We start from the raw sequence: 24,393 nt of genomic DNA, 5'->3' as shown, positions 1-24,393 counted from the left end.
ATGTTTAAACTATGGTAAGAGATAGTGTGAGGTGCAAATGTATGAATAAAGGTCAGCGCCATATTAAAATCAGGGAAATTATTGCGAACAAAGAAATTGAAACACAAGATGAATTAGTTGATATTTTACGTAATGAGGGATTTAATGTAACGCAAGCAACAGTATCGCGCGATATTAAAGAACTGCACTTAGTGAAAGTGCCATTACATGATGGTCGCTATAAATATAGCTTGCCAGCAGATCAACGATTTAACCCGTTACAAAAATTAAAACGCAATCTAGTGGATTCATTTGTAAAATTAGACACGGCAGGACATATGCTTGTGCTAAAAACATTGCCTGGTAACGCTCATTCACTTGGAGCACTTATTGATCATTTAGAGTGGGATGAGATCATCGGAACCATCTGTGGTGATGATACTTGCTTAATTATTTGCCGTACACCTGAAGATACAGGTGTTGTCTCTGATCGTTTCTTAAATATGTTGTAACAAAAAAATCTTGTTTGCTTTCCTCTGTAAAGTGGAAAGTGAACAGGATATTTTTATTGGTTAAAAATGTGAATTTCTAATTGTAATATAATATTTTCTTTGAATAAAATTAGAAAATAGGTGGATTGACCCGTAAAACAAATGTTTGGTACAATGGAGCGGTTAGAAAAGTAATTTATACATACAAACATATAGTATGACTATTTGAATGAAGAACTGAGAAAAGCCCTTAATAGGGGATTAGTTTATAACGAGGTGAATGGGGCATTGTTATCGGAATTATCGATTAGAAACTTTGCTATTATTGAGGCATTAAATATTTCTTTTCAAAAAGGGTTAACGGTTTTAAGTGGCGAAACAGGAGCCGGAAAATCGATTATTATTGATGCGATTAGTTTACTTGTAGGTGGCCGTGGTTCAGCGGAATTTGTTCGATACGGAACAGAAAAAGCTGAGATAGAAGGGTTATTTTATGTAGAAGATGATAAGCATCCGTGTATTGAAAAGGCAGAAGAATTGGATATAGAAATAGAAGACGGCATGATTATTTTGAAGCGTGATATCGCTGCAAACGGAAAAAGTGTATGTCGTGTAAATGGGAAACTGGTTACCCTTAGTATATTAAAGGAAATTGGAAAAACACTTGTTGATATTCATGGGCAGCACGAAACACAAGATTTAATGAATGAAGAGCGTCATATGTTTATGCTTGATCATTTTGATGGAGATCGCATTGTTAAACAATTGGGTATATATCAAAATGTATACACTGACTATGAAAAGTTAAAAAAACAGTTAAAATCGTTAAGTGAAAATGAACAACAAATGGCGCATCGTTTAGATTTAATTCAATTCCAGCATGAAGAAATCCGTAAGGCGGATTTAAAGATGGATGAAGAAAATGAATTAACTGAAGAACGATTGCAAATTTCCAATTTCGAAAAAATTTACAAAGCATTAGGCGATGCATATCGCTCACTAAGCGCTGATGGACAAGGATTAGATAATATACGAAGCGCAATGGGACAAATGGAAAGTATTACACATTTAGATGAAGTGTATCAAGAAAACCATGATTCAATTGCAAATAGCTATTACTTATTAGAAGAAGTTGCGTATCAACTAAGAGAAAAGCTCGATATGATGGAATATGATCCGAATCGCTTAGATGAAATTGAAACGCGTTTAAATGAAATTCGTATGCTAAAGAGAAAATATGGAAATACTGTAGAAGAGATTTTAGCGTATGCTGATAAAATTGAACAAGAAATTTTTACGATTGAAAATAAAGACGTTCATATTGAAACGACGAAGAAGCAGTTAAAGGAATTAGAAAGTGTTATTCTGAAAGAAGCAACGTTGTTAAGTAATATGCGTCATGAGCTTGCAGAGCATCTTACAAATGCTATTCATCAGGAATTAAAAGAATTGTATATGGAAAAAACAAAATTTGAAGTGAGAATTATGAAGAGAGTAGGAAATGCTGAAGAGCCTCTTGTAGAGGGAGCACCGGTAAGACTTACGGCGGATGGCTACGATCATGTGGAATTTTATATTTCAACAAATCCAGGTGAGCCGCTAAAACCACTTTCAAAGGTCGCTTCTGGCGGAGAGTTATCTCGAATTATTTTAGCTTTAAAAAGCATTTTTTCTAAACATCAAGGTGTTGCATCTGTTATTTTTGATGAAGTGGATACTGGTGTAAGTGGTCGAGTTGCACAGGCTATTGCGGAAAAAATTTATCGAGTATCAGTAAACTCACAAGTACTTTGTATTACGCACTTACCTCAAGTAGCTTCAATGGCGGATTCACATTTATTTATTCGAAAACAAGTAGCGAATGATCGGACAATTACATCAGTTACCGTTTTAACTATGGAGGATAAAGTAACAGAAATAGCTCGAATGATTTCTGGTGTAGAAATTACAGATTTAACGACAGAACATGCGAAAGAATTACTTACGCAAGCGCATCATTTTAAACAGACAGCAGAGGCTATCCAGTAATGGATAGCTTTTTTTCTCAAATAATGATTTCTTGATTCTTCCGGTTATAAATAAAGCACTGCAAGGAGAGATTAAAAAGTGAAGCCAAGAGGCTGAATGTGGGGTAGGAGCGAGGAGAGTGAACGAATTGAGATTAGAAAGATTTCGCAAAATAATAGGTCTTTGTCTCCTTGTTTCTTTAGTTTTTATTGGGTGTTTTAAACCGCTTCGGATGTTTGTTTCATCTCCGAAGCAACTTGTTGTCTTTGAAGGGCAACAATCGGAAATAGCGTCATTACCAGTTTTTAAAGCTTCATCTACAGATCGTCATGTTTTTACAGTAAGTTCAAATGAACAAAAACAAGGACTTATGGTAAATTCTCATCAAAATGGTGAAGCAGATATGGTGTTTCAGCTTGCTGGTTTTCCAGTGAAAAAAGTAAATGTGAAAGTATTGAAAGATTTTAAAGTTATTCCAGGTGGACAATCAATTGGTGTGAAGTTAAACACAAAAGGGGTACTTGTTGTAGGCCATCATTTAATTCAAACTGAAAAAGGGAAAGTATCTCCTGGTGAAACAGCTGGTGTGGAAATTGGAGATATGATTACTGAAATTAATGGTAAAACAATTGAAAGAATGAGTGATGTAGCACCATTTATTCATAATAGTGGTGAAACGGGTGAACCGCTTAATCTTGTTTTGTTAAGAGATGGAAAACATATCCGTACTAAGTTAACACCACAAAAAGACAGTGGAGAATCGTCTTATCGCATTGGGTTATATATTCGTGATTCGGCAGCTGGAATCGGAACAATGACATTTGTTCATCCTGATTCTATGAAATATGGGGCACTTGGTCATGTTATTTCTGATAACGATACGAAAAAGCCGATTCAAGTCGAAGATGGACAAATTATGCGTTCGACAGTTACATCAATTGAAAGAGGTAGTCACGGGAATCCAGGAGAGAAGTTAGCGAGGTTCTCACCAGATCGTGAAGTGATTGGTAATATTACAATAAATAGTCCATTTGGTATATTCGGGAAATTGAATACAAATATACCAAATGGCGTAATGGATAAAGCAATGCCGATTGCACTATCTCATCAAGTAAAAGAGGGACCAGCAAAAATATTAACAGTTATTGATAAAGATAAAGTGGAAGCGTTTGATATTGAAGTTGTTAGTACAGTACCGCAAAAGTTTCCGGCTACAAAAGGAATGGTAATAAAAGTAACAGACAAACGTTTATTAGCGAAAACGGGTGGTATCGTACAAGGCATGAGCGGAAGTCCAATTGTACAAAATGGGAAAGTAATTGGTGCTGTTACACATGTATTTGTAAATGATCCAACATCAGGATATGGTGTTCATATTGAATGGATGTTACATGAGGCTGGAATTAACATTTATGAACAAGAAAGAAAAGCGAGCTAATGATTAATTAGCTCGCTTTTCTGTTGAAAAATTCGTTGAAATTTTGTAAAAGCTCCGCAAGAGGTGTTTTTTGTTGTAAAATAAAAGAAAAGGGTTGAACGTTTCGTTGTATTTCTATGATGGAATGTGTTGCGAAAGGGAATAAATGAACGATAAACATATTTTTTTGTGATTTTATCGGAAAGTAACAAACTTTAAAAGGGAATTTTCACACAATTGTCGAACAATTCATGTAGCCTAGAAGGATACACATGTCGGAGAATCGATTCGGTAAGGGAGGAAAAGCTGTGGAGAAAATTAAAGTATGTCTTGTGGATGATAATAAAGAATTAGTATCAATGCTAGAGAGTTATGTAGCTGCTCAAGATGATATGGAAGTAATCGGTACTGCTTATAATGGTCAAGAGTGTTTAAATTTATTAAATGATAAGCAGCCGGATGTACTTGTTTTAGACATTATTATGCCACATTTAGATGGTTTAGCTGTACTAGAGAAAATGCGACATATTGAAAGGTTAAGACAGCCTAGCGTAATTATGTTAACAGCATTTGGACAAGAAGATGTGACGAAAAAAGCAGTTGACTTAGGTGCTTCATATTTCATATTAAAACCATTTGATATGGAGAATTTAACGAGTCATATTCGTCAAGTGAGTGGCAAGGCAAATGCTACTATTAAACGTCCATTACCATCTTTCCGATCAGCAACAACAATAGATGGAAAACCGAAAAACTTAGATGCAAGTATTACGAGTATTATTCATGAAATTGGTGTGCCTGCTCATATTAAAGGGTATATGTATTTAAGGGAAGCAATCTCTATGGTGTACAATGATATCGAATTACTGGGATCTATTACGAAAGTATTATATCCGGATATCGCAAAAAAATATAATACAACAGCAAGCCGTGTTGAGCGTGCAATCCGTCACGCAATTGAAGTAGCATGGAGTCGAGGAAATATTGATTCTATTTCGTCCTTATTCGGTTATACAGTATCCATGTCAAAAGCAAAACCTACGAACTCAGAGTTCATCGCAATGGTTGCAGATAAGCTAAGACTTGAACATAAGGCTAGCTGAGAGTAAAGATAGTATGGGATGTAAGTTTTAGTAAAGCTTAATCATTCTTTAAATTTATACTCGATATTAAATGTAAAGCCAATGAACTTTTTATTCAATGACCAATGAATATTAGAATTCATTGGTCTTTTTATTTTATTGAGAACAACAGATTATTTGATATCATGGAAAATAAATCCTGTTTTTGGTGATATTACATATAAGTGAATTAAATAGGTATAGATAGGGAGAAGGGGAATGAAAAATAAAGTATTAACTTGGCTAGGAATAGTAGCGGTTACGGGGGTTCTTGCTGTTGCAGTTACACTTGGAATGTTAGAACTTGCCGATAATCCAGTAGATCAAGAAGTGAGTGCTCAAATAGATAAAAAAGAAGTCCAAACGATAGTAGGAAGAGAGGTAGATGGAATCTTCGTTGATGTGTATGTCACTGAAAATTCTACTGAAAGCGAAGTCATTACAGTAATGCATCACATGACTCATCAAAAAGTAGTGGCAGGACGAAAATCAGGATCCATCCCAATGATTCAAAAAATGTTGAAAAATTAAAAAAATCATAAATAAGAGTGGCTTTACGAAAAAAAATGAGCTTTTAGCGATTGCTGATAGATGGGCGAAAAAAGATTTTAGTGAAATTGTGGAAGATCATAATTATTTCTCGGATGCTCAAGAAGGTAACACTTGTACAGCGACTAGAGCGATGGATGCGGTAGATGAGCAACATTATATTTTAACTACATTCGGGGAGGAAAAAGCGAAAGAACTATATAATTCAGGAGATGCGCCACACGTTCAATAAAAAATAATAGGAAAGGGTTTTTAGTTATATTATTATCTTGCTTTCTTTATGAATTGTAACAAAAAAGAAGATATATCATTCATTATTAAATGATGAAGTGAAGGTTAAATCGCATCGTAGTACATCTGTTAAGGGATTTTAGCAGGGGAGTCATCCGTGATATAATAAAAAGCCCTGCAAAACAGGACTGTATTATTCTTCGTCTTTATTTTGTTTTTCTAATTCAACTAACTTTTGAATTAAAATGTGCTGCGGCATATGCATAAGTTGTTCGAGCGGAACACCTAATGCTTTTGATAGGCGGACTGCAGTGTCTGGAGAAATTTGTAATGGTCTCATAGAAGTACCTCCTTTTTCGTATAGTATAGCATAAGATTGGGGGAGTGAGGATGACTCTTATATTTGCACATCGTGGTGCAGCGGGAACGTACCCAGAAAATACAATGATTTCATTTGAGGCAGCTGAATCTTTTAGAGCCGATGGAATTGAATTGGATGTTCAATTAACGAAAGACGGAAAAGTTGTCGTCATTCATGATGAAACAGTGAACAGGACAACAAATGGAAAAGGTGCGGTTCGAAATTATGTATATGAGGATTTATGTAAATTAGATGCGAGCTATACATTCAGTGATAAAGTAGGATTTTGTAAAATACCTCTTTTAGAAGAGGTATTAGAATGGATTGAAAAAACAGAGTTGCTACTTAATATTGAACTTAAAAATAATAAAATCCCATACAGAGGTTTAGAAGAAGAAGTTATAACGCTTGTACGGAAATGTAATTTAGAAGATCGTGTTATATTTTCTTCGTTTAATCACTACAGTATGAAAAAGTGTCATATGATGGCTCCTGATATTCAAACAGCGATTTTATATCGCGAAGGTTTGCATAGTCCATGGGCGTATGCAAAAAAAATGGGTGCTACAGCAGTACACCCGAATTATCGTTATCTGCAAGATGCCGTTGCTGAATTAACGATGGAGAGTGGTGTAGAGGTTCGCCCTTATACAATTAATGAAGAAACGCTTATGCGAAAATATTTTGATATGAATATTTCGGCGATTATTACTGATTACCCTGAAACGGCAAGAATGTTATTGCCAATAAAAAAATGAGACCGCGTGTAACGGTCTCATTTTTTTATTTATCCCGCTATTTGCGGGCAGTAAGACCCCCGCCTCAAAATTCAGCGAAAGCAAAGAAGTTAGTTGGGGGTCGGGCTGCCCGTAAAAGCCCGATTGGTGAGGGCTGATTAAAGTTTCACTTTATAAATAGTGGGGCTTTCTTATCTTCTAAAGCGAGCTTGTACTTTATTTCGTTTACGGTCTCGGTGTAAGACGAAGCCGCCAAAAATATAAAACCCGAGCGCGAAGCAAAGAGCGCCAATTAAAAATTGTAACCACAGTATAGAGAGTGGAGGAAATAGAATCCCAAATACAGTATCTCTCATTAACTTAATGCCAAACACAGCTAATGAAATGGGGATGAGTGCTAATAATAGAGCAAGGTAACGCTGCATATAAACGCTCCTTTTCAGATTATTTTGTTTATTTCAATGATGTTATATGGAAAGGGGGTTTGTCAAGAGGGGGCTGAACGAGTAAGATAAGGGTGTGAAAAATTTTGCAGAGATACTTCGAGAGGAAGTGTAATATATGAAACAAAAAGTGTTAATTGTTGGTGCCGGTGAAGGTGGTAGTACACTGCTGAATCTGTTACAAAGTTCAAATATATTTCAAATTATAGGGATTATTGATATAAATCCGTTAGCGAAAGGATTACAAATGGCTACGGAATATGGGGTTACGATTGGAGAGAGTGTAACGCCGTTTCTTGCTATGCACATTGATGTAATGTTTGATATGACAGGTGACGATAATTTACATAAAGATTTATTAAAGAAAAAGCATAAAGATACTCTTCTTATACCAGGCGATATTGCGAAAATTGTTACGAGATTAGCACATGAGAAGGAAGATTTAATTGGAAAGTTAGAAGAACAAACGCAGCAAGGGGATTTAATTTTAAATTCTACGCATGACGGTATGATTGTGATTGATCGAGAGGGACAAGTTCGCCTATTTAATAAAAGTGCAGAGCGTATTATTGGGTATAAAAAAGAAGAGGCGGTAGGGAAGTATATTTTAGAAGTTATTCCGACTAGTAAGCTGCTTCGTATTATACGTACGAAACAAATAGAAGTAAATTATGAACTGACATTAGAGAATGAAAAGAAAATTATTACAACCCGTATTCCTATATTAAAAGAGGAGGGAGAGGTGCAAGGGGCATTTGCGATTTTTAAAGATATAACAGAAGTTGTAGATCTTGCGGAAGAAGTTACAGATTTAAAAGAAATTCAAACGTTACTTGAGGCAATTATTAACTCATCTGAAGAAGCAATTTCAGTCGTGGATGAAAAAGGAAGAGGGTTAGTAATTAACCCTGCGTATACGAAATTAACAGGTTTAACAGAAGAGGACATTATTGGAAAGCCAGCTACAACTGATATTGTAGAAGGTGAAAGTATGCATATGAAAGTACTTCGAACGCGTAGGGCGGTACGAGGGATACATATGAAGATCGGGCAAAAAAAGAGAGATGTAATTGTAAACGTAGCACCAGTCATTGTGGATGGGATATTGAAAGGGAGCGTTGGTGTAATTCGTGACGTATCAGAAATTCAAAAGTTAACAAATGAATTGAATAGGGCAAGGCAAATTATTCGAACGTTAGAAGCAAAATATTCATTTGATGACATTGTCGGAAAATCTGATGAAACAACGGCGGCTATCGAGCAGGCAAAACTTGGGGCGAATACACCAGCAACAGTATTACTACGCGGAGAATCTGGAACGGGTAAAGAATTGTTTGCACATGCCATCCATAATGGAAGTAATCGAAAATACAATAAGTTTGTTCGTGTAAACTGTGCAGCTATTTCGGAGACGTTGCTAGAAAGTGAATTATTCGGTTATGAGGAAGGTGCATTTTCTGGCGCGAAAAGAGGCGGAAAACGTGGATTCTTTGAGGAGGCGAATAACGGTAGTATCTTTTTAGATGAAATAGGGGAACTATCTGCAAATACGCAGGCGAAACTCCTTCGCGTGTTGCAAGAAAAAGAAATTGTAAAGGTTGGTGGAACGAAAGCGATACCTATAAATGTCCGGGTAATTGCAGCGACACATGTGAATTTAGAAAAAGGCATTCTAGAAGGAGAGTTTAGGGAGGACTTATATTATCGATTAAATAAAATTCCAATTCAAATTCCATCTCTTCGTCAGCGGAAAGGAGACATACCGGCAATCGCAGAAAGATTAATTCAAAAAATTAATCAAGATTATGGCCGAAATATAGAGGGGCTCACTGATCCAGCTATTTTATATTTACAATCATATGAATGGCCAGGAAATGTGAGGGAACTTGAAAATATTTTGGGGAGAGCTATTATCTTTATGAATTATAACGAGACCTATATTGATGTACACCATTTACCGCCATTACATAATGAAGAGCAGGTGGAGTCAAAGCAAACTCATTTATTACCCGAGTTGGAGGAAAAGCCACTTGAACATTTAGTGACAGAGTTTGAAGGGAATATCATTCATGAATATTTAGAGAGGTTTGGCGGAAATAAAACACAAACGGCAAGAGCGTTAGGAATTTCGGTTCGAAATTTATATTACAAGCTAGAAAAGTATGAGTGTGCAAAAAATAGCATGCAATAAATTGCGTACCGTGCAATTTATTGCATGGTATACAAAATACGACAAATCAAGACAGAATATTTTGTTATTTTCCAAAGTATTGATTTTACTGCATTTTGAATGCGTTTTCATTATTGGTAGGACCACTTTTAAAAGTTGGCACGGTATTTGCTTTATAAATAGACGAGGGACGACGGAAAGGGTTGATTACAAAATATGAAGTTAGAACACTTAATTGATCAAGCAGCGGGACAGCCTAAAAAAACTGTGGCTGTAGCAGTAGCTGAAGATCATGAAGTAATTGAAGCTGTAGCGAAAGCAATTACATTACAGCTAGCTCAATTTCGTCTATATGGGAATCAAGAAAAAATAATGGGGATGTTACAAGAACATGGTTTACAAACTTCAGAACATATTGAAGTGATTGCAGCAGCATCAAGTGCTGAGGCTGCGGAACTTTCTGTTAAAGCTGTAAGAAATGGCGAAGCAGATGTGCTTATGAAGGGAAACATCCCAACAGCAAATATTTTGAAATCTGTATTAAATAAAGAGTGGGGACTTCGTAAAGGTAGCGTACTTTCACACGTTGCAGCATTTGAAGTTCCAAATTACGATCGTCTAATTTTTGTTACAGATGCAGCGATGAACATTGCACCTGATGTAACACAGAAAGCTGCTATTATACAGAATACTGTAGAAGTTGCCCGGGCAATAGGGATAGATCTGCCAAAGGTAGCACCAATTGCAGCGGTAGAGGTTGTGAATCCTGCGATGCAAGCGACAATTGATGCAGCGATGTTAACTCAAATGAATCGCCGCGGACAAATTAAAAATTGTGTCGTTGATGGACCACTTGCTTTAGATAATGCAGTATCACAAATTGCAGCAGAACATAAAGGCATAGTAAGTGATGTAGCAGGTAAGGCAGACATTTTACTCGTCCCAACGATTGAAGCTGGAAATGTGCTATACAAATCACTCGTATACTTTGCGGATGCAAAAGTAGGAGCTATGATTGCTGGCGCAAAAGCACCGATTGTTTTAACATCTCGTGCTGATTCAGCAGAAACAAAAGTATATTCATTAGCATTGGCAGTTGCGACTGCTTCAAAATAAACCAAAAAGGGTAAAACACTAGGGGGAAACGACAATGACATTAGAAATCTTCGAATACTTAGAAAAATATGATTATGAGCAAGTAGTATTTTGTCAAGATAAAGAATCTGGTTTAAAAGCAATTATTGCAATACATGATACAACACTTGGACCAGCTCTTGGTGGAACAAGAATGTGGACATATGATTCTGAAGAAGCGGCGATTGAAGATGCATTGCGTCTTGCAAAAGGGATGACATACAAAAACGCAGCAGCTGGCTTAAACTTAGGTGGTGCGAAAACAGTAATTATCGGTGATCCACGTAAAGATAAGAGCGAAGCGATGTTCCGCGCATTAGGACGTTACATTCAAGGACTAAACGGACGTTACATTACAGCTGAAGATGTTGGTACAACAGTAGATGATATGGATATTATCCACGAAGAAACTGACTTTGTAACAGGTATTTCACCATCATTCGGTTCTTCTGGTAACCCATCTCCAGTAACTGCATACGGTGTTTACCGTGGTATGAAAGCAGCTGCGAAAGAGGCTTTCGGTACTGATAATTTAGAAGGAAAAGTAATTGCTGTTCAAGGCGTTGGTAACGTAGCATATCACCTATGCAAACATTTACACGCTGAAGGAGCAAAACTAATCGTTACAGATATTAATAAAGAAGCTGTACAACGCGCGGTAGAAGAATTCGGTGCATCAGCAGTTGAACCAAATGAAATTTACGGTGTTGAATGTGATATTTACGCACCATGTGCATTAGGTGCAACAGTTAATGACGAAACTATTCCACAACTTAAAGCAAAAGTAATCGCAGGTTCTGCAAATAACCAATTAAAAGAAGATCGTCACGGCGACGTGATTCATGAAATGGGTATTGTATACGCACCAGACTATGTTATCAATGCAGGTGGCGTAATTAACGTAGCAGACGAGTTATATGGATACAATAGAGAACGTGCACTAAAACGTGTTGAGTCAATTTATGACACAATTGCAAAAGTAATCGAAATTTCAAAACGCGATGGCATTGCAACTTATGTAGCAGCAGATCGTCTAGCTGAAGAGCGCATTGCAAGCTTGAAAAACTCTCGTAGCACATACTTACGCAACGGTCACGACATTATTAGCCGTCGCTAATCATTCATATATTACTTTTACAAAAGGTGTGGTTACCTCTTATGAGGTTTCCATTTCCTTTTGAATTTATTAGTGGAGGTAGCAACAGTGTCCTTAAATCGAATTCTTGTTATTAATCCGGGTAGTACATCCACAAAAATTGGTGTTTTTGATAATGAAAGACCCGTTTTAGAAGAGACTATTCGTCATGACGAAGAACAAATTGGAAAATATAAGAGAATTATCGACCAATATGAATTTCGTAAAGAAACGATCTTAGAAGTTCTACATTCTCACGGTATTAACATTTCAAAGTTAAACGCAGTTTGTGGGCGCGGGGGATTACTTCGTCCAATCGAAGGCGGAACATACACAGTAAACGATTCGATGTTAGAAGATTTAAAAAATGGCTTTAGCGGTCATCATGCTTCAAATCTTGGAGGCATTTTAGCATATGAAATCGCTTCTGGATTAAATATTCCGGCATTTATAGTAGATCCTGTCGTTGTAGATGAAATGGAGCCAATTGCTCGTATAAGCGGTATTGCTGGTATGGAACGTAAAAGCATTTTCCATGCATTAAACCAAAAAGCAGTTGCTCGTAAAGTAGCTGAAGAATTAAATCACAAATATGAGGATTTAAATTTATTAGTTACACATATGGGCGGCGGTATTACAGTTGGTGCTCATAAAAAAGGAAAAGTTATTGATGTGAATAACGGCTTAAACGGTGAAGGACCATTTAGTCCAGAGCGTGCTGGTACAGTACCGGTAGGGCAATTAGTTGAGATGTGTTTCTCTGGTGAGTATTACCGTGACGAAATGGTTAAAAAGCTTGTTGGACAAGGTGGACTTGTAAGTCTAATCGGTACAAATGATGCGATCAAAGTAGAACAAATGGTTGAAAAAGGTGATCCTGAAGCAACTCTTATTTATAAAGCAATGGCATATCAAGTTGCAAAAGAAATTGGCGGAGCTAGCGCTGTACTTCACGGGAAAATTGATGCAATCGTTCTAACTGGTGGACTTGCGTACAGTAAAATTCTTGTCGATGAAATAAAAGAACGTGTGGACTGGATTGCTGATGTTATCGTACATCCAGGGGAAGATGAATTACAAGCATTAGCAGAAGGAGCACTTCGTGTATTACGTGAAGAAGAAGCGCCGAAAGAGTATGTTGTACGAGAAAAACAAACAGTAGCTAGGGGTTGAGATAATGGCAAGAGAATATGATTTAGTCATCGTTGGCGGCGGTACTGGTGGATATGTTGCTGCTATTCGAGCATCGCAACTAGGTTTAAAAACTGCACTTGTTGAAAAAGAAAATCTTGGTGGTACTTGTTTGCACAAAGGATGTATTCCTAGTAAAGCTCTTTTGCGTAGTGCGGAAGTATACGCAACTGCTAAAAAAAGCGAAGAGTTCGGGGTTATTGCAAGTAATGTAGAACTAAACTTTGCGAAAGTACAAGAGCGTAAAGAGAAGATTGTAACGCAACTTCATAAAGGTGTTCAACACTTAATGAAACAAGGTAAAATTGATGTGTTTGAAGGTATTGGCCGTATTCTTGGCCCATCTATTTTCTCTCCAATGCCAGGGACAATTTCAGTTGAACTTGCAAGTGGAGAAGAGAATGAAATGTTAATTCCAAAAAATGTACTTGTTGCAACAGGTTCTCGTCCGAATTCATTACCAGGTTTAGAATTAGACGGAGAGTATGTAATGTCTTCCGATCATGCTCTAAAAATGGAAACGCTTCCTAACTCGATTATTATTGTTGGTGGCGGTGTAATCGGTATTGAGTGGGCATCTATGCTTGCTGACTTCGGTGTAGAAGTTACAGTATTAGAGTATGCGAAAACGATACTACCACTAGAAGATCAGGACATTTCAAAAGAAATGCAACGTCTATTCAAGAAAAAAGGTATTAAAGTGGTAACTGGTGCAAAAGTATTACCAGAAACATTGGTAAAAGATAATGGAGTAACAATTCAAGCTGAACATAACGGTGAGAATAAAGAATTTAAAGCAGAAAAAATGCTTGTATCTGTAGGAAGACAAGCCAATACACAAAATATTGGTTTAGAGAATACGGATATCGTTGTGGAAAAAGGATACATTCAAACAAATGAGTTTTATCAAACGAAAGAATCTCATATTTACGCAATTGGAGATGTAATCGGTGGCTTACAACTTGCTCACGTTGCTTCTCATGAAGGAATTGTTGCAGTAGAACATATTGCGGGTAAAGAAGTTACACCAATTGATTATTCTATGGTATCAAAATGCGTATATAGCAGTCCGGAAGTTGCTTCTGTCGGTTTAACAGAACAAGAAGCGAAAGAAAAAGGCTATAAGTTAAAAGTAGGTAAGTTCTCATTCCGTGCGATTGGAAAAGCACTTGTATACGGCGAATCAGATGGTTTCGTAAAACTTGTAGTTGATGAAGAAACAAATGACATTCTTGGTGTTCACATGATTGGACCACATGTAACAGATATGATTTCTGAAGCTGGTCTTGCAAGAGTACTTGATGCAACACCGTGGGAAGTAGCACATACAATTCATCCGCATCCATCATTATCTGAGGCGATTGGTGAAGCAGCATTAGCTGTAGATGGAAAAGCGTTACACGCATAAAAATGTGGATTTAGGAGGTTATGAAAAATGGCAGAAGTAAAAGAAAAGCGCCATGAAGAGCTTGGCTTAAGTGATGAGCAAGTATTAGAAATGTTCCGTACGATGTTACTTGCACGTAAAATCGACGAACGTATGTGGTTATTAAACCGCGCTGGTAAAATTCCATTCGTAATTTCTTGTCAAGGACAAGAAGCAGCGCAAGTTGGAGCAGCATTCGCTCTTGATAGAAAGAAAGATTATGCATTACCATATTACCGTGATATGGGTGTTGTACTAGCGTTTGGCATGACAGCTAAAGAACTTATGTTGTCTGCTTTTGCGAAAGCTGGAGATCCAAACTCTGGTGGTCGTCAAATGCCTGGTCACTTCGGTCAAAAGAAAAATCGTATTGTGACAGGATCATCTCCGGTAACAACACAAGTACCACATGCAGTTGGTATTGCATTAGCTGGAAAAATGGAAAAGAAAGATTTAGTAACGTTTGTTACATTTGGAGAAGGTTCTTCAAACCAAGGTGACTTCCATGAAGGCGCAAACTTTGCTGGCGTACACAAACTACCTGTTATTTTCATGTGTGAAAATAATAAATACGCAATCTCTATTCCAGTTGAAAAACAATTAGCATGTAAAAATGTATCAGATCGTGCAATTGGTTACGGTATGCCTGGATATACAATAGACGGAAACGATCCACTTGCAGTATATAAAGCTGTAAAAGAAGCTGCAGACCGCGGCCGTCGTGGTGAAGGCCCAACTTTAATTGAAACAGTATCATATCGTTTAACAGCACATTCTAGTGACGACGATGATCGTGTTTATCGTGATAAAGAAGAAGTAGAAGAAGCAAAGAAAAAAGATTCAATTATAACATTTGCTGCTTATTTAAAAGAAGCTGGCGTGTTAACTGAGGAATCTGAAAAACAAATGTTAGACGAAATTATGCATATCGTAAATGAAGCAACAGAATATGCAGAAAATGCTCCGTATGCAGCACCTGAAGATGCATTGAAGCACGTATACGCAGAATAGGGGGGAACGTTTCATGGCTGTAATGTCTTATATTGATGCTATTACATTAGCAATGCGCGAAGAAATGGAACGCGATGAGAAAGTATTCGTTTTAGGTGAAGATGTTGGTAAAAAAGGTGGCGTATTTAAAGCGACACAAGGTTTGTATGATCAATTTGGTGAAGATCGTGCGCTTGATGCACCGCTTGCAGAATCTGCAATTGCTGGGGTAGCAATTGGTGCAGCAATGTATGGTATGCGTCCAATCGCTGAAATGCAGTTTGCTGATTTCATTATGCCAGCAGTAAACCAAATTGTTTCTGAGGCAGCAAAAATTCGTTATCGTTCTAATAACGATTGGACTTGTCCAGTTACAATTCGTGCGCCATTTGGCGGGGGTGTTCACGGTGCATTGTATCATTCACAATCTGTGGAAGCGATGTTTGCGAACCAACCAGGTTTAAAAATTGTTATCCCTTCTACACCATATGATGCAAAAGGCTTATTAAAAGCAGCAATTCGTGATGAAGATCCAGTATTATTCTTTGAACATAAACGTGCATATCGCTTAATCAAAGGTGAAGTGCCAGAAGATGATTACGTATTACCAATTGGAAAAGCAGATGTAAAACGTGAAGGTGATGATATTACTGTTATCACATACGGATTATGTGTTCATTTTGCTCTTCAAGCAGCTGAAAAGTTAGCACAAGATGGCATCTCTGCACACGTTCTTGATTTACGTACTGTATATCCATTAGATAAAGAAGCAATCATTGAAGCGGCTTCTAAAACAGGTAAAGTTCTTCTTGTAACAGAAGACAATAAAGAAGGAAGTATTATTAGTGAAGTGGCAGCAATTATTGCTGAAAACTGTCTGTTTGATTTAGATGCGCCAATCGCACGTCTTGCAGGTCCAGACGTTCCAGCAATGCCATATGCACCAACAATGGAAAAATTCTTTATGGTAAATCCAGATAAAGTTGAAAAAGCAATGCGTGAACTTGCGGAATTTTAATCGGGGGGACTATACATGGCTGTAGAAAATATTACAATGCCTCAGCTCGGGGAGAGCGTTACAGAGGGTACAATTAGTAAATGGCTCGTTAATGTTGGCGATCACGTAAATAAGTATGATCCGCTTGCAGAAGTAATGACTGATAAAGTAAATGCTGAAGTACCATCTTCTTTCACTGGTATTGTGAAAGAGTTAATTGCTGGTGAAGGTGAGACGTTAGCTGTAGGTGAAGTAGTTTGTGTTATTCAAGTAGAAGGCGCAGATGAAGTGGCAGCGACAGCTGTTGAGGAAAAAACAAAAGAAGAACCAAAGGCAGAAGTAGCTACGCCTGCAAAAGCACCGAAAGCAAAACAACCAACTGATGGAAAACCACGTTTTTCACCAGCTGTTTTAAAACTTGCGGGTGAGCATAACGTTGATTTAGATTTAGTAGAAGGTACGGGAGCAAATGGCCGTATCACTCGTAAAGATATTTTAAAGCTAGTGGAATCTGGAAATATTCCGCAAGCAGGTGCAAAGAAAGAGGAAGCGGTAGCAGCAGTAGTAGAAGCGCGCTCAGCAGCACCAGCAGCACCAGTAGCGCAAAAAGTAGAAGCTGCAAAACCAGTTTCTGTACCAACAATGCCTGGCGATATCGAAATACCAGTAACAGGTGTGCGTAAAGCAATTGCAGCGAACATGTTACGTAGTAAACACGAAGCACCACACGCTTGGATGATGATTGAAGTAGATGTGACAAACCTTGTGTCATACCGTAATTCAATTAAAGGTGATTTCAAAAAACGCGAAGGCTTTAACTTAACGTTCTTTGCTTTCTTCGTAAAAGCAGTAGCACAAGCGTTAAAAGAGTATCCTCAAATCAATTCAATGTGGGCTGGCGATAAGATTGTTCAGAAGAAAGATATTAATCTTTCTATCGCTGTTGCAACAGAGGATGAACTATTTGTACCAGTAATTAAACACGCGGACGAGAAGACAATTAAAGGTATCGCTCGTGAAATTACAGAGCTTGCAGGAAAAGTACGTACAAAATCATTAAAAGCGGACGAAATGCAAGGTGGAACATTTACAATTAATAACACAGGATCATTCGGTTCTGTTCAATCTATGGGTATTATTAATTACCCACAAGCGGCTATTTTACAAGTTGAATCAATTGTAAAACGCCCAGTAATTATGGATAACGGTATGTTCGGTGCTCGCGACATGGTTAACTTATGTTTATCACTTGATCACCGTGTACTAGATGGTCTAATTTGTGGTAAGTTCTTAGGACGTGTAAAAGAAATTCTAGAAAATACGTCAGAAAATAATACATCTGTATATTAATAAAAAGCTCGCTTATGCGAGCTTTTTATTATCTTATTTCTTCATTTGCATCCTACATATGTACATCACTTTTCCCAGCAATCTTACAATGAACAAGTATGTATTAGAAATTTACGAAAATACATTGCTGATATATGGTATATAGATATAAAATAAGAAAAGAATAATTTTTTTTGGCAAATCTTACTGACGAAACTGTAGTATAATATATTGTATTGTATGAAAAAGAGAGTTATTCTATATAAGTGTTTTATAGATAATGTGTAATCAGTCGTCAAAACATGAAGAATGTTGACTCCTGGTTTTTTATTTTGCTGTAACAATGTTTCAGGAGGATGTCATGAAAAGAAGTACCGAGTTTCTAAAAAGTTTAGATGTAAAATTAATATTAATTTTGTTTGCATTATGTGTTACGAGTATAGCTGCTATATATAGCAGTCAGCAGACTGGCCAATATGGGGCTGAGAATTTTGCTTTGAAACAAGGACTTAACTACATAATTGGGATTGTAATGTTGCTTCTTGTTGCAAGTGTTGATTCGGATCAACTACAAAAACTATCTTGGCCATTGTATATTGCTACATTTGCTTCGATTATTTTATTGAAGATATTACCAGTTTCAAACTTTACACCTGAAATACTGGGGGCGAAAAGATGGTTTAGGTTTCCAGCAATTGGAGCTATTCAGCCATCGGAGTTTTTCAAAATTGCACTGATTATGCTAGTAGCAAATTTAGCAGTAAAACATAATGCACAGTACATGGTTCGAACATTTAAAACAGACCTAATACTAATAGGGAAGGTAATGTTGGTAGCTATTCCTCCTACGGTAGTTGTATATAGCCAACCGGATACAGGGATGGTGTTCTTATATGCTGCTGCTATTGCATGTATTTTATTTATGTCAGGTATTCAGAAGAAATTGATAGCGTTATGTACAGTTATTCCGGTGACCGTATTATCTACGTTAATATTTATTTACGTAAGGTATGAGGATTTCTTCTTTAATAATTTAGTTACGTTACTAAAACCTCACCAACAATCACGTATTGTAGGTTGGTTAAATCCATTTGAAAATGCAGATCAAGGTTATCAAACACAGCAATCGATTTTAGCTGTAGGTAGTGGCGGTATGGAAGGGAAAGGCTTTGGCGAAGGGAACGTCTATATCCCTGAGAAGCATACTGACTTTATTTTTGCTACAATTGCCGAAGAAGGTGGATTTATCGTAGCAGCTTTAGTCGTATTCTTATTCCTATTACTACTATATAGAACAATTATTATTGGTTATTCTGCGGATAATTTATTCGGTACATTATTATGTGCTGGGGCAATTGGGATATTAACGGTTCAAATATTCCAAAACATCGGTATGATCGTTGGATTAATGCCTGTAAAAGGGATTGCATTACCTTTCTTATCATATGGGGGAAGTTCCTTGTTCTCGAATATGATTATGATGGGTCTCATATTATCGGTACGGAAAACGTATAAAAAGTATATGTTTTCTGTTAAGTAAAAAAGCTGGTTCGTGTAAATACGAACCAGCTTTTTTACATATATGCTCTTAAACGTTGCAAACTAAAACAAAGTAGCAGTTTGAGACGGGTAAGGAGTGCAAAGAGTAGCAGTTTGAGACGGGTAAGGAGTGCAAAGTGATGCATATGCATATTTTTGAAGGGGCACGGCATCTTTCAAATAGTGAATGGGTTATTCGGGCTATTATAGCATACATATTTTTAATATTAGTTGCGAAAGCGATGGGACAAAGGTCCATCGCACAACTTCGTTTTTTAGATGTTGTATTAGTGTTATTGCTCGGAGGGAATATTTCTAATGCATTATCTGATGAAAAAGTAGGATTACTCGGCTCGATGATTACGACGTTCATACTCGTTGTACTTCACATTATAAGCTCAGTCTTAATGTTGAAATGGGATAGATGGAGACGCTTTTTAGAGCCAGCACCTATTATTCTTATACACAATGGTTCCATTGATTTTAGCAATTTGAAAAAAGCGAGAATTACGGTGGAATATTTATTTTCAGAACTTCGTATGCGAAATGTGAGCGACATTCAAAAGATTAAATTAGCATTATGGGAAGCGAACGGTGTTGTTTCTATATTTCAGTATCCAGAATATGAAGCAGTTTCGCGGCTTGATCTGAAAGTGGCGGGAAAAAAATCTCCAGTTTCTTTTGTATTAGTAAAGGATGGGAGCATTCAGCAAGATGTTCTAGCTTTAGTAGGAAAAACAGAAGAGTGGGCGAGAGAATTTCTAGAGAAGAGTGCAGAAGTCGAATCCATTATATTAGCTACAGTAGATGAAGCTCATAAAATAAATATTTTGTTAAAAAAATGAAAAATATACGCATTTTGTCGTTTCATACATATGATACAATAGTGTGGACAACGAAAAAGGAGGGATACGATGGGATATGTAGAGGAGTTACGAAAAGTAGTTGGTCATCGCCCTTTAATTTTAGTGGGTGCTGTTGTACTTGTTATAAATGAACATGGATATGTATTATTACAGCAAAGAACAGAGCCTTACGGAAAATGGGGATTGCCTGGCGGGTTAATGGAGCTTGGCGAATCACCAGAAGAAACAGCTTGCCGTGAAGTATATGAAGAGACAGGAATAGAAGTGAAGAACCTGCGATTAATTAATGTATTTTCTGGAGCGAACTATTTTACAAAATTAGCAAATGGTGATGAATTTCAATCCGTAACGACAGCCTATTATACAGAAGAATATGAAGGTGAGTTTGTTATGAATAAAGAAGAAGCGGTTCAGCTTACATTCTTCCCACTAACAGAACTACCTGATTATATTGTAGGATCGCATAAAAAAATGATTGTGGAATATATAAAAATTATGAGAAATAAGATATAATGCAATGAAAGAGATACAAAAACACAGTTCTGGTCGGTAGTCCAGACGCATGATTACATGTCAGTAACCTTCCCCTCCGGGATGTCCAGTATTTCTAATTTTTTTAAAGGAGGGGCTGTCAATGGATTTGACAGTATATCACGATGGTCAATTTTTCGTAGGAATTATTACGCATAAAGAAAAAGGGAAATTGTATGGAGCACGGTATATTTTTGGAATGGAACCTTCAGATGAAGAAGTACTTATATTTGTGAATGGTCCAATGCTAGCATATTTCCAGCATGTTGCAAAATGCGGTGTGGAAGTGAAAGAAAAACAACGTCCAAAAAATATAAAACGTATCATACGACAAGCGGCAAAAGAAGTAAATGTAAAACGTTTTACTAAGGCACAAGAGGCAATTGGCTTATCTTATGAACTGCATAAACAAGAAAAGCAAGTGCGCTCTAAAGAGAAGCGAGAAGCTGAAAAACAAAGAAGACGTTTAATTAAAGTACAAAAAGCAAAGCAAAAGCATCGTGGACATTAAGAAAAGGTGTTAGAGCAAGAGCTCTAACACCTTTTCTATACCCAAATACAAGTAAACTTACTTGTATTTCATAAACATTAACTGGTAAGATACAAATAGGTAGTTTTAGAGGAGGGAAAAGATTGATTAATTTTAACTTTTTTATGAATGATGTTGTCCGCCAAGCGCGTGAAGAGATTGTCTCTGCTGGATATACAGAATTGACGACGCCGGAAGCAGTAGAAGAAGCGTTTAAAAGAAATGGAACAACACTTGTAATGGTAAACTCTGTATGTGGTTGTGCAGGTGGCATTGCTCGTCCTGCTGCTGCGCATTCCGTACATTATGATAAACGTCCTAACCATCTTGTAACGGTGTTTGCAGGTCAAGATAAGGAAGCAACAGCAACAGCTCGTGAATATTTCGAAGGATATCCACCTTCTTCTCCATCATTCGCTTTATTAAAAGATGGAAAAATTGTAACGATGGTAGAACGTCATGAAATTGAAGGTCATGAACCAATGCAAGTTATTGCAAAACTACAATCTTATTTCGAAGAGAATTGTGAAGAACTATAAAAATAAGCAAAAAGGCGGTACGCCCACAATCAAGTGGATGTACCGCCTTTTTTATTTATTATTAAAATTTATCCCGCTTTAATGGGCAGTAAGACCCCCACCTCAAAATTCAGCGAAAGCAAAGAAGTTAGGCGGGGGGCGGGCTGCCCATAAAAGTCCGATTGGTTCAACTAATAATCAGTGGGGGATGAAGAAAACCCCCATTGATTAAAGTTTCACTTTATGGGACATGCATAGTTATGTTTTTTTATGCATTATTTTATGCATTACAAATGGTATTAATATTGTTATTTTATTTATTTTTATTTTATATATTGCATAAAAATGAAAGTGCTGATACAATACAAACATCGAATAAATATTCTATTAAACTTTTAAATATACATTATTAGGGGGAAGAAAGATGAAGAAGTTATTATCAATATCGTTTGCACTGATTTTAATTATAAGTATGTTCAGTGCTTGTAGTAATGGGGAAGAAAAGGCTAGTGGAAAAAATAAAAAAGTACTGGTTATGGGGACTTCAGCAGATTATAAACCATATGAATACGTGGAAGCTTCAAAAAGTGATGAAATTATCGGCTTCGATGTTGATGTTGCTAAATATATCGGAAAAGAACTTGGTTATGAAGTGAAAGTGAAAGATATGGATTTTGGTGGTTTACTAGCATCTCTTAGCTCAGGAAAAGTTGATTTCGTAATGGCAGGTATGACGCCGACTGCAGACCGTAAAAATAATGTTGATTTCACAGATATTTATTTTGTTGCGAAAAACATGGTCGTTTCTAAAAAGGATTCTAATATTCAATCTGTAGAGGATTTAAAAGGGAAAAAAGTAGGGGTACAAACAGGATCTATTCAAGAAGAGAAAGCGGCAGAATTTAAAAAACAAGTAGATTTCAAAGTTGAGGGACGTGACCGTATACCAGAAATCGTACAAGAAATTAAAGCTGGTCGTTTTGACGCTGCAATTATCGAAGATACAGTTGCTAAAAATTATTTAGAAAAAATGAAAGAATTACAAGGAATTGAAATTCAAGAAGCACCAGAAGAAGTAGGAGCAGCAATTGCCCTTCCGAAAAACAGTGATAAAACAGCTGAATTTAATAAAGTAATTAAAAAAATGCAAGAAAATGGAGAAATGGATAAATTAGTGAAGAAATGGTTTGGCAGCGAAAAATAAGCTGCCTTTCACTTTTCTTTGAAGGGAATGACAAGAATGAACTTAGATTTTTCGGCGATTACGCCTTCGATACCATATATACTAAAAGGTCTAGAAGTTACTTTGAAAATTGTAGCAGTATCAGCGTTAGTTGGGTTTATTTTAGGAACGTTATTAGCGCTTTGCAAAATTGCTAGAATACGAGCATTAAATATAGCAGCAGATTTTTATACATCAATTTTCCGTGGTACACCACTTGTATTGCAATTAATGATTATTTATTTCGGTGTCCCGCAAATAATTGGTTATGAAATACCAGCATTCGTAGCGGCTGTATTAGCATTTAGCTTAAATTCAGGTGCATATATGTCAGAGGTAATTCGTGCCGGCATTCAAGCGGTTGATAATGGACAAACAGAAGCAGCGATGGCTTTAGGGATTCCTTACGGAAAAATGATGCGAAATATTATTTTTCCTCAAGCATTAAAAAATATATTACCAGCGCTTGTGAACGAGTTTGCGACACTTACGAAAGAATCGGCTGTAGTAACAGTAATAGGAGCGACAGATTTAATGCGCCGTGCTTACATTGTAGGCGGTGAGACGTTTAAATATCTTGAACCATTACTTTTTGTTGGGCTAATTTATTATATGCTAGTCATTATTCTTACATTAGTCGGGAAGGCAATTGAAGGGAGAATGAAGAAAAGTGATTAAAATTGAAAACCTTCATAAATCATTTGGAAAAAACGAAGTATTAAAAGGAATTACAACAACGATTGAAAAAGGGGAAGTAGTAGCAATTATTGGACCGTCTGGGTCAGGGAAATCAACATTTTTACGTTGTATGAATGTGCTAGAAGCACCGACAAATGGTCACATTTGGATTGGAACGGAAGAAGTAACGAATCCGAAAACGAATATTATGCACGTTCGTGAAAATGTCGGAATGGTATTTCAGCATTTTCACCTATTTCCTCATATGACTGTATTAGAAAATATTACGTATGCTCCTATTAATGTAAAAGGAGTAACGAAACAGGAAGCCGAAAAGAAAGCCGAGAAACTTTTAGAAAAGGTCGGTTTATTAGATAAAAAAGATACGTATCCAAACCGTCTTTCGGGAGGACAAAAGCAACGTGTAGCAATTGCGAGAGCGTTAGCGATGGAACCAGAAGTTATGTTATTTGATGAACCAACATCAGCACTAGATCCAGAGATGGTGAAAGAAGTATTAGAAGTTATGAAATCATTAGTTACGACAGGAATGACAATGGCGATTGTTACACATGAAATGGGATTCGCGAAAGAAGTAGCTGATCGTGTTCTCTTTTTAGATGGTGGAAAGCTTGTAGAAGATAGTGCACCAGAAGAATTTTTTGCAGCACCGAAAAGTGAACGTGCGCAACAATTTTTACAAAAAATATTGTAATATGTAACGGTTACGTGAATAATAAGTAGAAAAGGATGACATTGTGTCATCCTTTTTTTATACTAACTGTAAATACGTTTATACATA

Annotated in this window: 23 protein-coding genes and 1 pseudogene; 22 read left to right on the top strand and 2 right to left on the bottom strand. The window is 36.8% G+C overall.

Annotated elements, in window-relative coordinates; translation table 11 throughout:
- The first annotated feature begins 41 nt into the window (after nucleotides 1-41).
- The 5 genes and pseudogenes from argR to PDL00_RS11395 all read left to right on the top strand — a co-directional run bounded on the left by argR (nucleotide 42) and on the right by PDL00_RS11395 (nucleotide 5,796).
- Complete coding sequence (argR, locus tag PDL00_RS11415; protein ID WP_001032581.1) at nucleotides 42-491, top strand: arginine repressor ArgR; 450 nt, start codon at nucleotides 42-44, stop codon at nucleotides 489-491.
- Between the two features lie 267 nt (nucleotides 492-758).
- Nucleotides 759-2,498, top strand: coding sequence for a DNA repair protein RecN (gene recN, locus PDL00_RS11410; protein ID WP_242256053.1), 1,740 nt, complete (start codon nucleotides 759-761; stop codon nucleotides 2,496-2,498).
- Between the two features lie 118 nt (nucleotides 2,499-2,616).
- Nucleotides 2,617-3,915: a SpoIVB peptidase gene (gene spoIVB, locus PDL00_RS11405; RefSeq protein WP_270729071.1), complete on the top strand. Its 1,299-nt coding sequence runs from the start codon at nucleotides 2,617-2,619 to the stop codon at nucleotides 3,913-3,915.
- Between the two features lie 287 nt (nucleotides 3,916-4,202).
- Nucleotides 4,203-4,997, top strand: coding sequence for a sporulation transcription factor Spo0A (gene spo0A, locus PDL00_RS11400; protein ID WP_033656399.1), 795 nt, complete (start codon nucleotides 4,203-4,205; stop codon nucleotides 4,995-4,997).
- Nucleotides 4,998-5,234: 237 nt separating this feature from the next.
- A pseudogene (locus PDL00_RS11395) lies at nucleotides 5,235-5,796 on the top strand (PRK06770 family protein).
- A 192-nt stretch (nucleotides 5,797-5,988) separates the two neighbouring features.
- On the opposite strand, the gene PDL00_RS11390 reads toward PDL00_RS11395, so the two are convergent.
- Entirely contained in the window at nucleotides 5,989-6,135 is a 147-nt protein-coding gene (locus tag PDL00_RS11390; RefSeq protein ID WP_001247671.1) for a YycC family protein, read from the bottom strand.
- Between the two features lie 50 nt (nucleotides 6,136-6,185).
- Here PDL00_RS11390 and PDL00_RS11385 point away from each other — a divergent pair, with 50 nt between their 5' ends.
- Complete coding sequence (locus tag PDL00_RS11385; protein ID WP_242255233.1) at nucleotides 6,186-6,914, top strand: glycerophosphodiester phosphodiesterase; 729 nt, start codon at nucleotides 6,186-6,188, stop codon at nucleotides 6,912-6,914.
- Nucleotides 6,915-7,084: 170 nt separating this feature from the next.
- Here the strand turns inward: PDL00_RS11385 and PDL00_RS11380 are convergent, their stop codons facing one another.
- On the bottom strand, nucleotides 7,085-7,318 hold the full coding sequence (locus tag PDL00_RS11380; RefSeq protein ID WP_001190187.1) for a DUF2627 domain-containing protein: 234 nt from the start codon (nucleotides 7,316-7,318) through the stop codon (nucleotides 7,085-7,087).
- A 136-nt stretch (nucleotides 7,319-7,454) separates the two neighbouring features.
- Here PDL00_RS11380 and PDL00_RS11375 point away from each other — a divergent pair, with 136 nt between their 5' ends.
- From PDL00_RS11375 to PDL00_RS11300, 16 genes are all read left to right on the top strand, one after another.
- Complete coding sequence (locus PDL00_RS11375; RefSeq protein ID WP_270729067.1) at nucleotides 7,455-9,527, top strand: sigma-54 interaction domain-containing protein; 2,073 nt, start codon at nucleotides 7,455-7,457, stop codon at nucleotides 9,525-9,527.
- Nucleotides 9,528-9,722: 195 nt separating this feature from the next.
- Nucleotides 9,723-10,622: a phosphate butyryltransferase gene (yqiS, locus tag PDL00_RS11370; protein WP_242255229.1), complete on the top strand. Its 900-nt coding sequence runs from the start codon at nucleotides 9,723-9,725 to the stop codon at nucleotides 10,620-10,622.
- A 34-nt stretch (nucleotides 10,623-10,656) separates the two neighbouring features.
- On the top strand, nucleotides 10,657-11,757 hold the full coding sequence (locus PDL00_RS11365; protein WP_000171356.1) for a leucine dehydrogenase: 1,101 nt from the start codon (nucleotides 10,657-10,659) through the stop codon (nucleotides 11,755-11,757).
- Nucleotides 11,758-11,844: 87 nt separating this feature from the next.
- Complete coding sequence (gene buk / locus PDL00_RS11360) at nucleotides 11,845-12,948, top strand: butyrate kinase (RefSeq protein WP_000056195.1); 1,104 nt, start codon at nucleotides 11,845-11,847, stop codon at nucleotides 12,946-12,948.
- Nucleotides 12,949-12,952: 4 nt separating this feature from the next.
- Entirely contained in the window at nucleotides 12,953-14,374 is a 1,422-nt protein-coding gene (lpdA, locus tag PDL00_RS11355; RefSeq protein WP_270729065.1) for a dihydrolipoyl dehydrogenase, read from the top strand.
- A gap of 27 nt (nucleotides 14,375-14,401) precedes the next feature.
- The gene (gene bfmBAA / locus PDL00_RS11350; protein WP_242255225.1) at nucleotides 14,402-15,403 is read left to right on the top strand and encodes a 3-methyl-2-oxobutanoate dehydrogenase subunit alpha; all 1,002 of its coding nucleotides are present in this window, start codon (nucleotides 14,402-14,404) and stop codon (nucleotides 15,401-15,403) included.
- A 13-nt stretch (nucleotides 15,404-15,416) separates the two neighbouring features.
- Nucleotides 15,417-16,400 (top strand): 3-methyl-2-oxobutanoate dehydrogenase subunit beta, encoded by a 984-nt coding sequence (gene bfmBAB, locus PDL00_RS11345; protein ID WP_242255223.1) that lies wholly within the window; start codon nucleotides 15,417-15,419, stop codon nucleotides 16,398-16,400.
- 15 nt (nucleotides 16,401-16,415) lie between these two features.
- On the top strand, nucleotides 16,416-17,729 hold the full coding sequence (locus tag PDL00_RS11340) for a dihydrolipoamide acetyltransferase family protein (RefSeq protein WP_242255221.1): 1,314 nt from the start codon (nucleotides 16,416-16,418) through the stop codon (nucleotides 17,727-17,729).
- Between the two features lie 340 nt (nucleotides 17,730-18,069).
- Nucleotides 18,070-19,248, top strand: a complete 1,179-nt coding sequence (locus tag PDL00_RS11335) for an FtsW/RodA/SpoVE family cell cycle protein (protein ID WP_242255219.1) — start codon at nucleotides 18,070-18,072, stop codon at nucleotides 19,246-19,248.
- Nucleotides 19,249-19,387: 139 nt separating this feature from the next.
- Nucleotides 19,388-20,092 carry a DUF421 domain-containing protein gene (locus PDL00_RS11330; protein WP_242255217.1) on the top strand — a complete coding sequence of 235 codons (705 nt, stop codon included), beginning with the start codon at nucleotides 19,388-19,390 and terminating at the stop codon, nucleotides 20,090-20,092.
- Nucleotides 20,093-20,161: 69 nt separating this feature from the next.
- Nucleotides 20,162-20,626, top strand: coding sequence for an NUDIX hydrolase (locus tag PDL00_RS11325; RefSeq protein WP_242255216.1), 465 nt, complete (start codon nucleotides 20,162-20,164; stop codon nucleotides 20,624-20,626).
- A 121-nt stretch (nucleotides 20,627-20,747) separates the two neighbouring features.
- The gene (locus tag PDL00_RS11320; protein WP_270729062.1) at nucleotides 20,748-21,155 is read left to right on the top strand and encodes a YjdF family protein; all 408 of its coding nucleotides are present in this window, start codon (nucleotides 20,748-20,750) and stop codon (nucleotides 21,153-21,155) included.
- A 143-nt stretch (nucleotides 21,156-21,298) separates the two neighbouring features.
- Nucleotides 21,299-21,712, top strand: coding sequence for a BrxA/BrxB family bacilliredoxin (locus PDL00_RS11315; protein WP_002008492.1), 414 nt, complete (start codon nucleotides 21,299-21,301; stop codon nucleotides 21,710-21,712).
- Nucleotides 21,713-22,115: 403 nt separating this feature from the next.
- A complete protein-coding gene (locus PDL00_RS11310) occupies nucleotides 22,116-22,895 on the top strand; it encodes a transporter substrate-binding domain-containing protein (RefSeq protein WP_270729060.1) in 780 nt (259 codons plus the stop codon).
- Nucleotides 22,896-22,931: 36 nt separating this feature from the next.
- Nucleotides 22,932-23,591 carry an amino acid ABC transporter permease gene (locus PDL00_RS11305; RefSeq protein WP_001046924.1) on the top strand — a complete coding sequence of 220 codons (660 nt, stop codon included), beginning with the start codon at nucleotides 22,932-22,934 and terminating at the stop codon, nucleotides 23,589-23,591.
- Nucleotides 23,584-24,306 (top strand): amino acid ABC transporter ATP-binding protein, encoded by a 723-nt coding sequence (locus tag PDL00_RS11300; protein ID WP_242255213.1) that lies wholly within the window; start codon nucleotides 23,584-23,586, stop codon nucleotides 24,304-24,306. Before PDL00_RS11305 ends, PDL00_RS11300 begins: the two co-directional genes overlap by 8 nt.
- Nucleotides 24,307-24,393 lie beyond the last annotated feature (87 nt).

Origin of the sequence: Bacillus cereus group sp. TH152-1LC, assembly GCF_027710505.1 — a bacterium.
Taxonomy (GTDB): domain Bacteria; phylum Bacillota; class Bacilli; order Bacillales; family Bacillaceae_G; genus Bacillus_A; species Bacillus_A mobilis.
The sequence above is the reverse complement of the archived record's forward strand: the minus strand, read 5'-3'. Positions and strand labels throughout refer to the sequence as shown.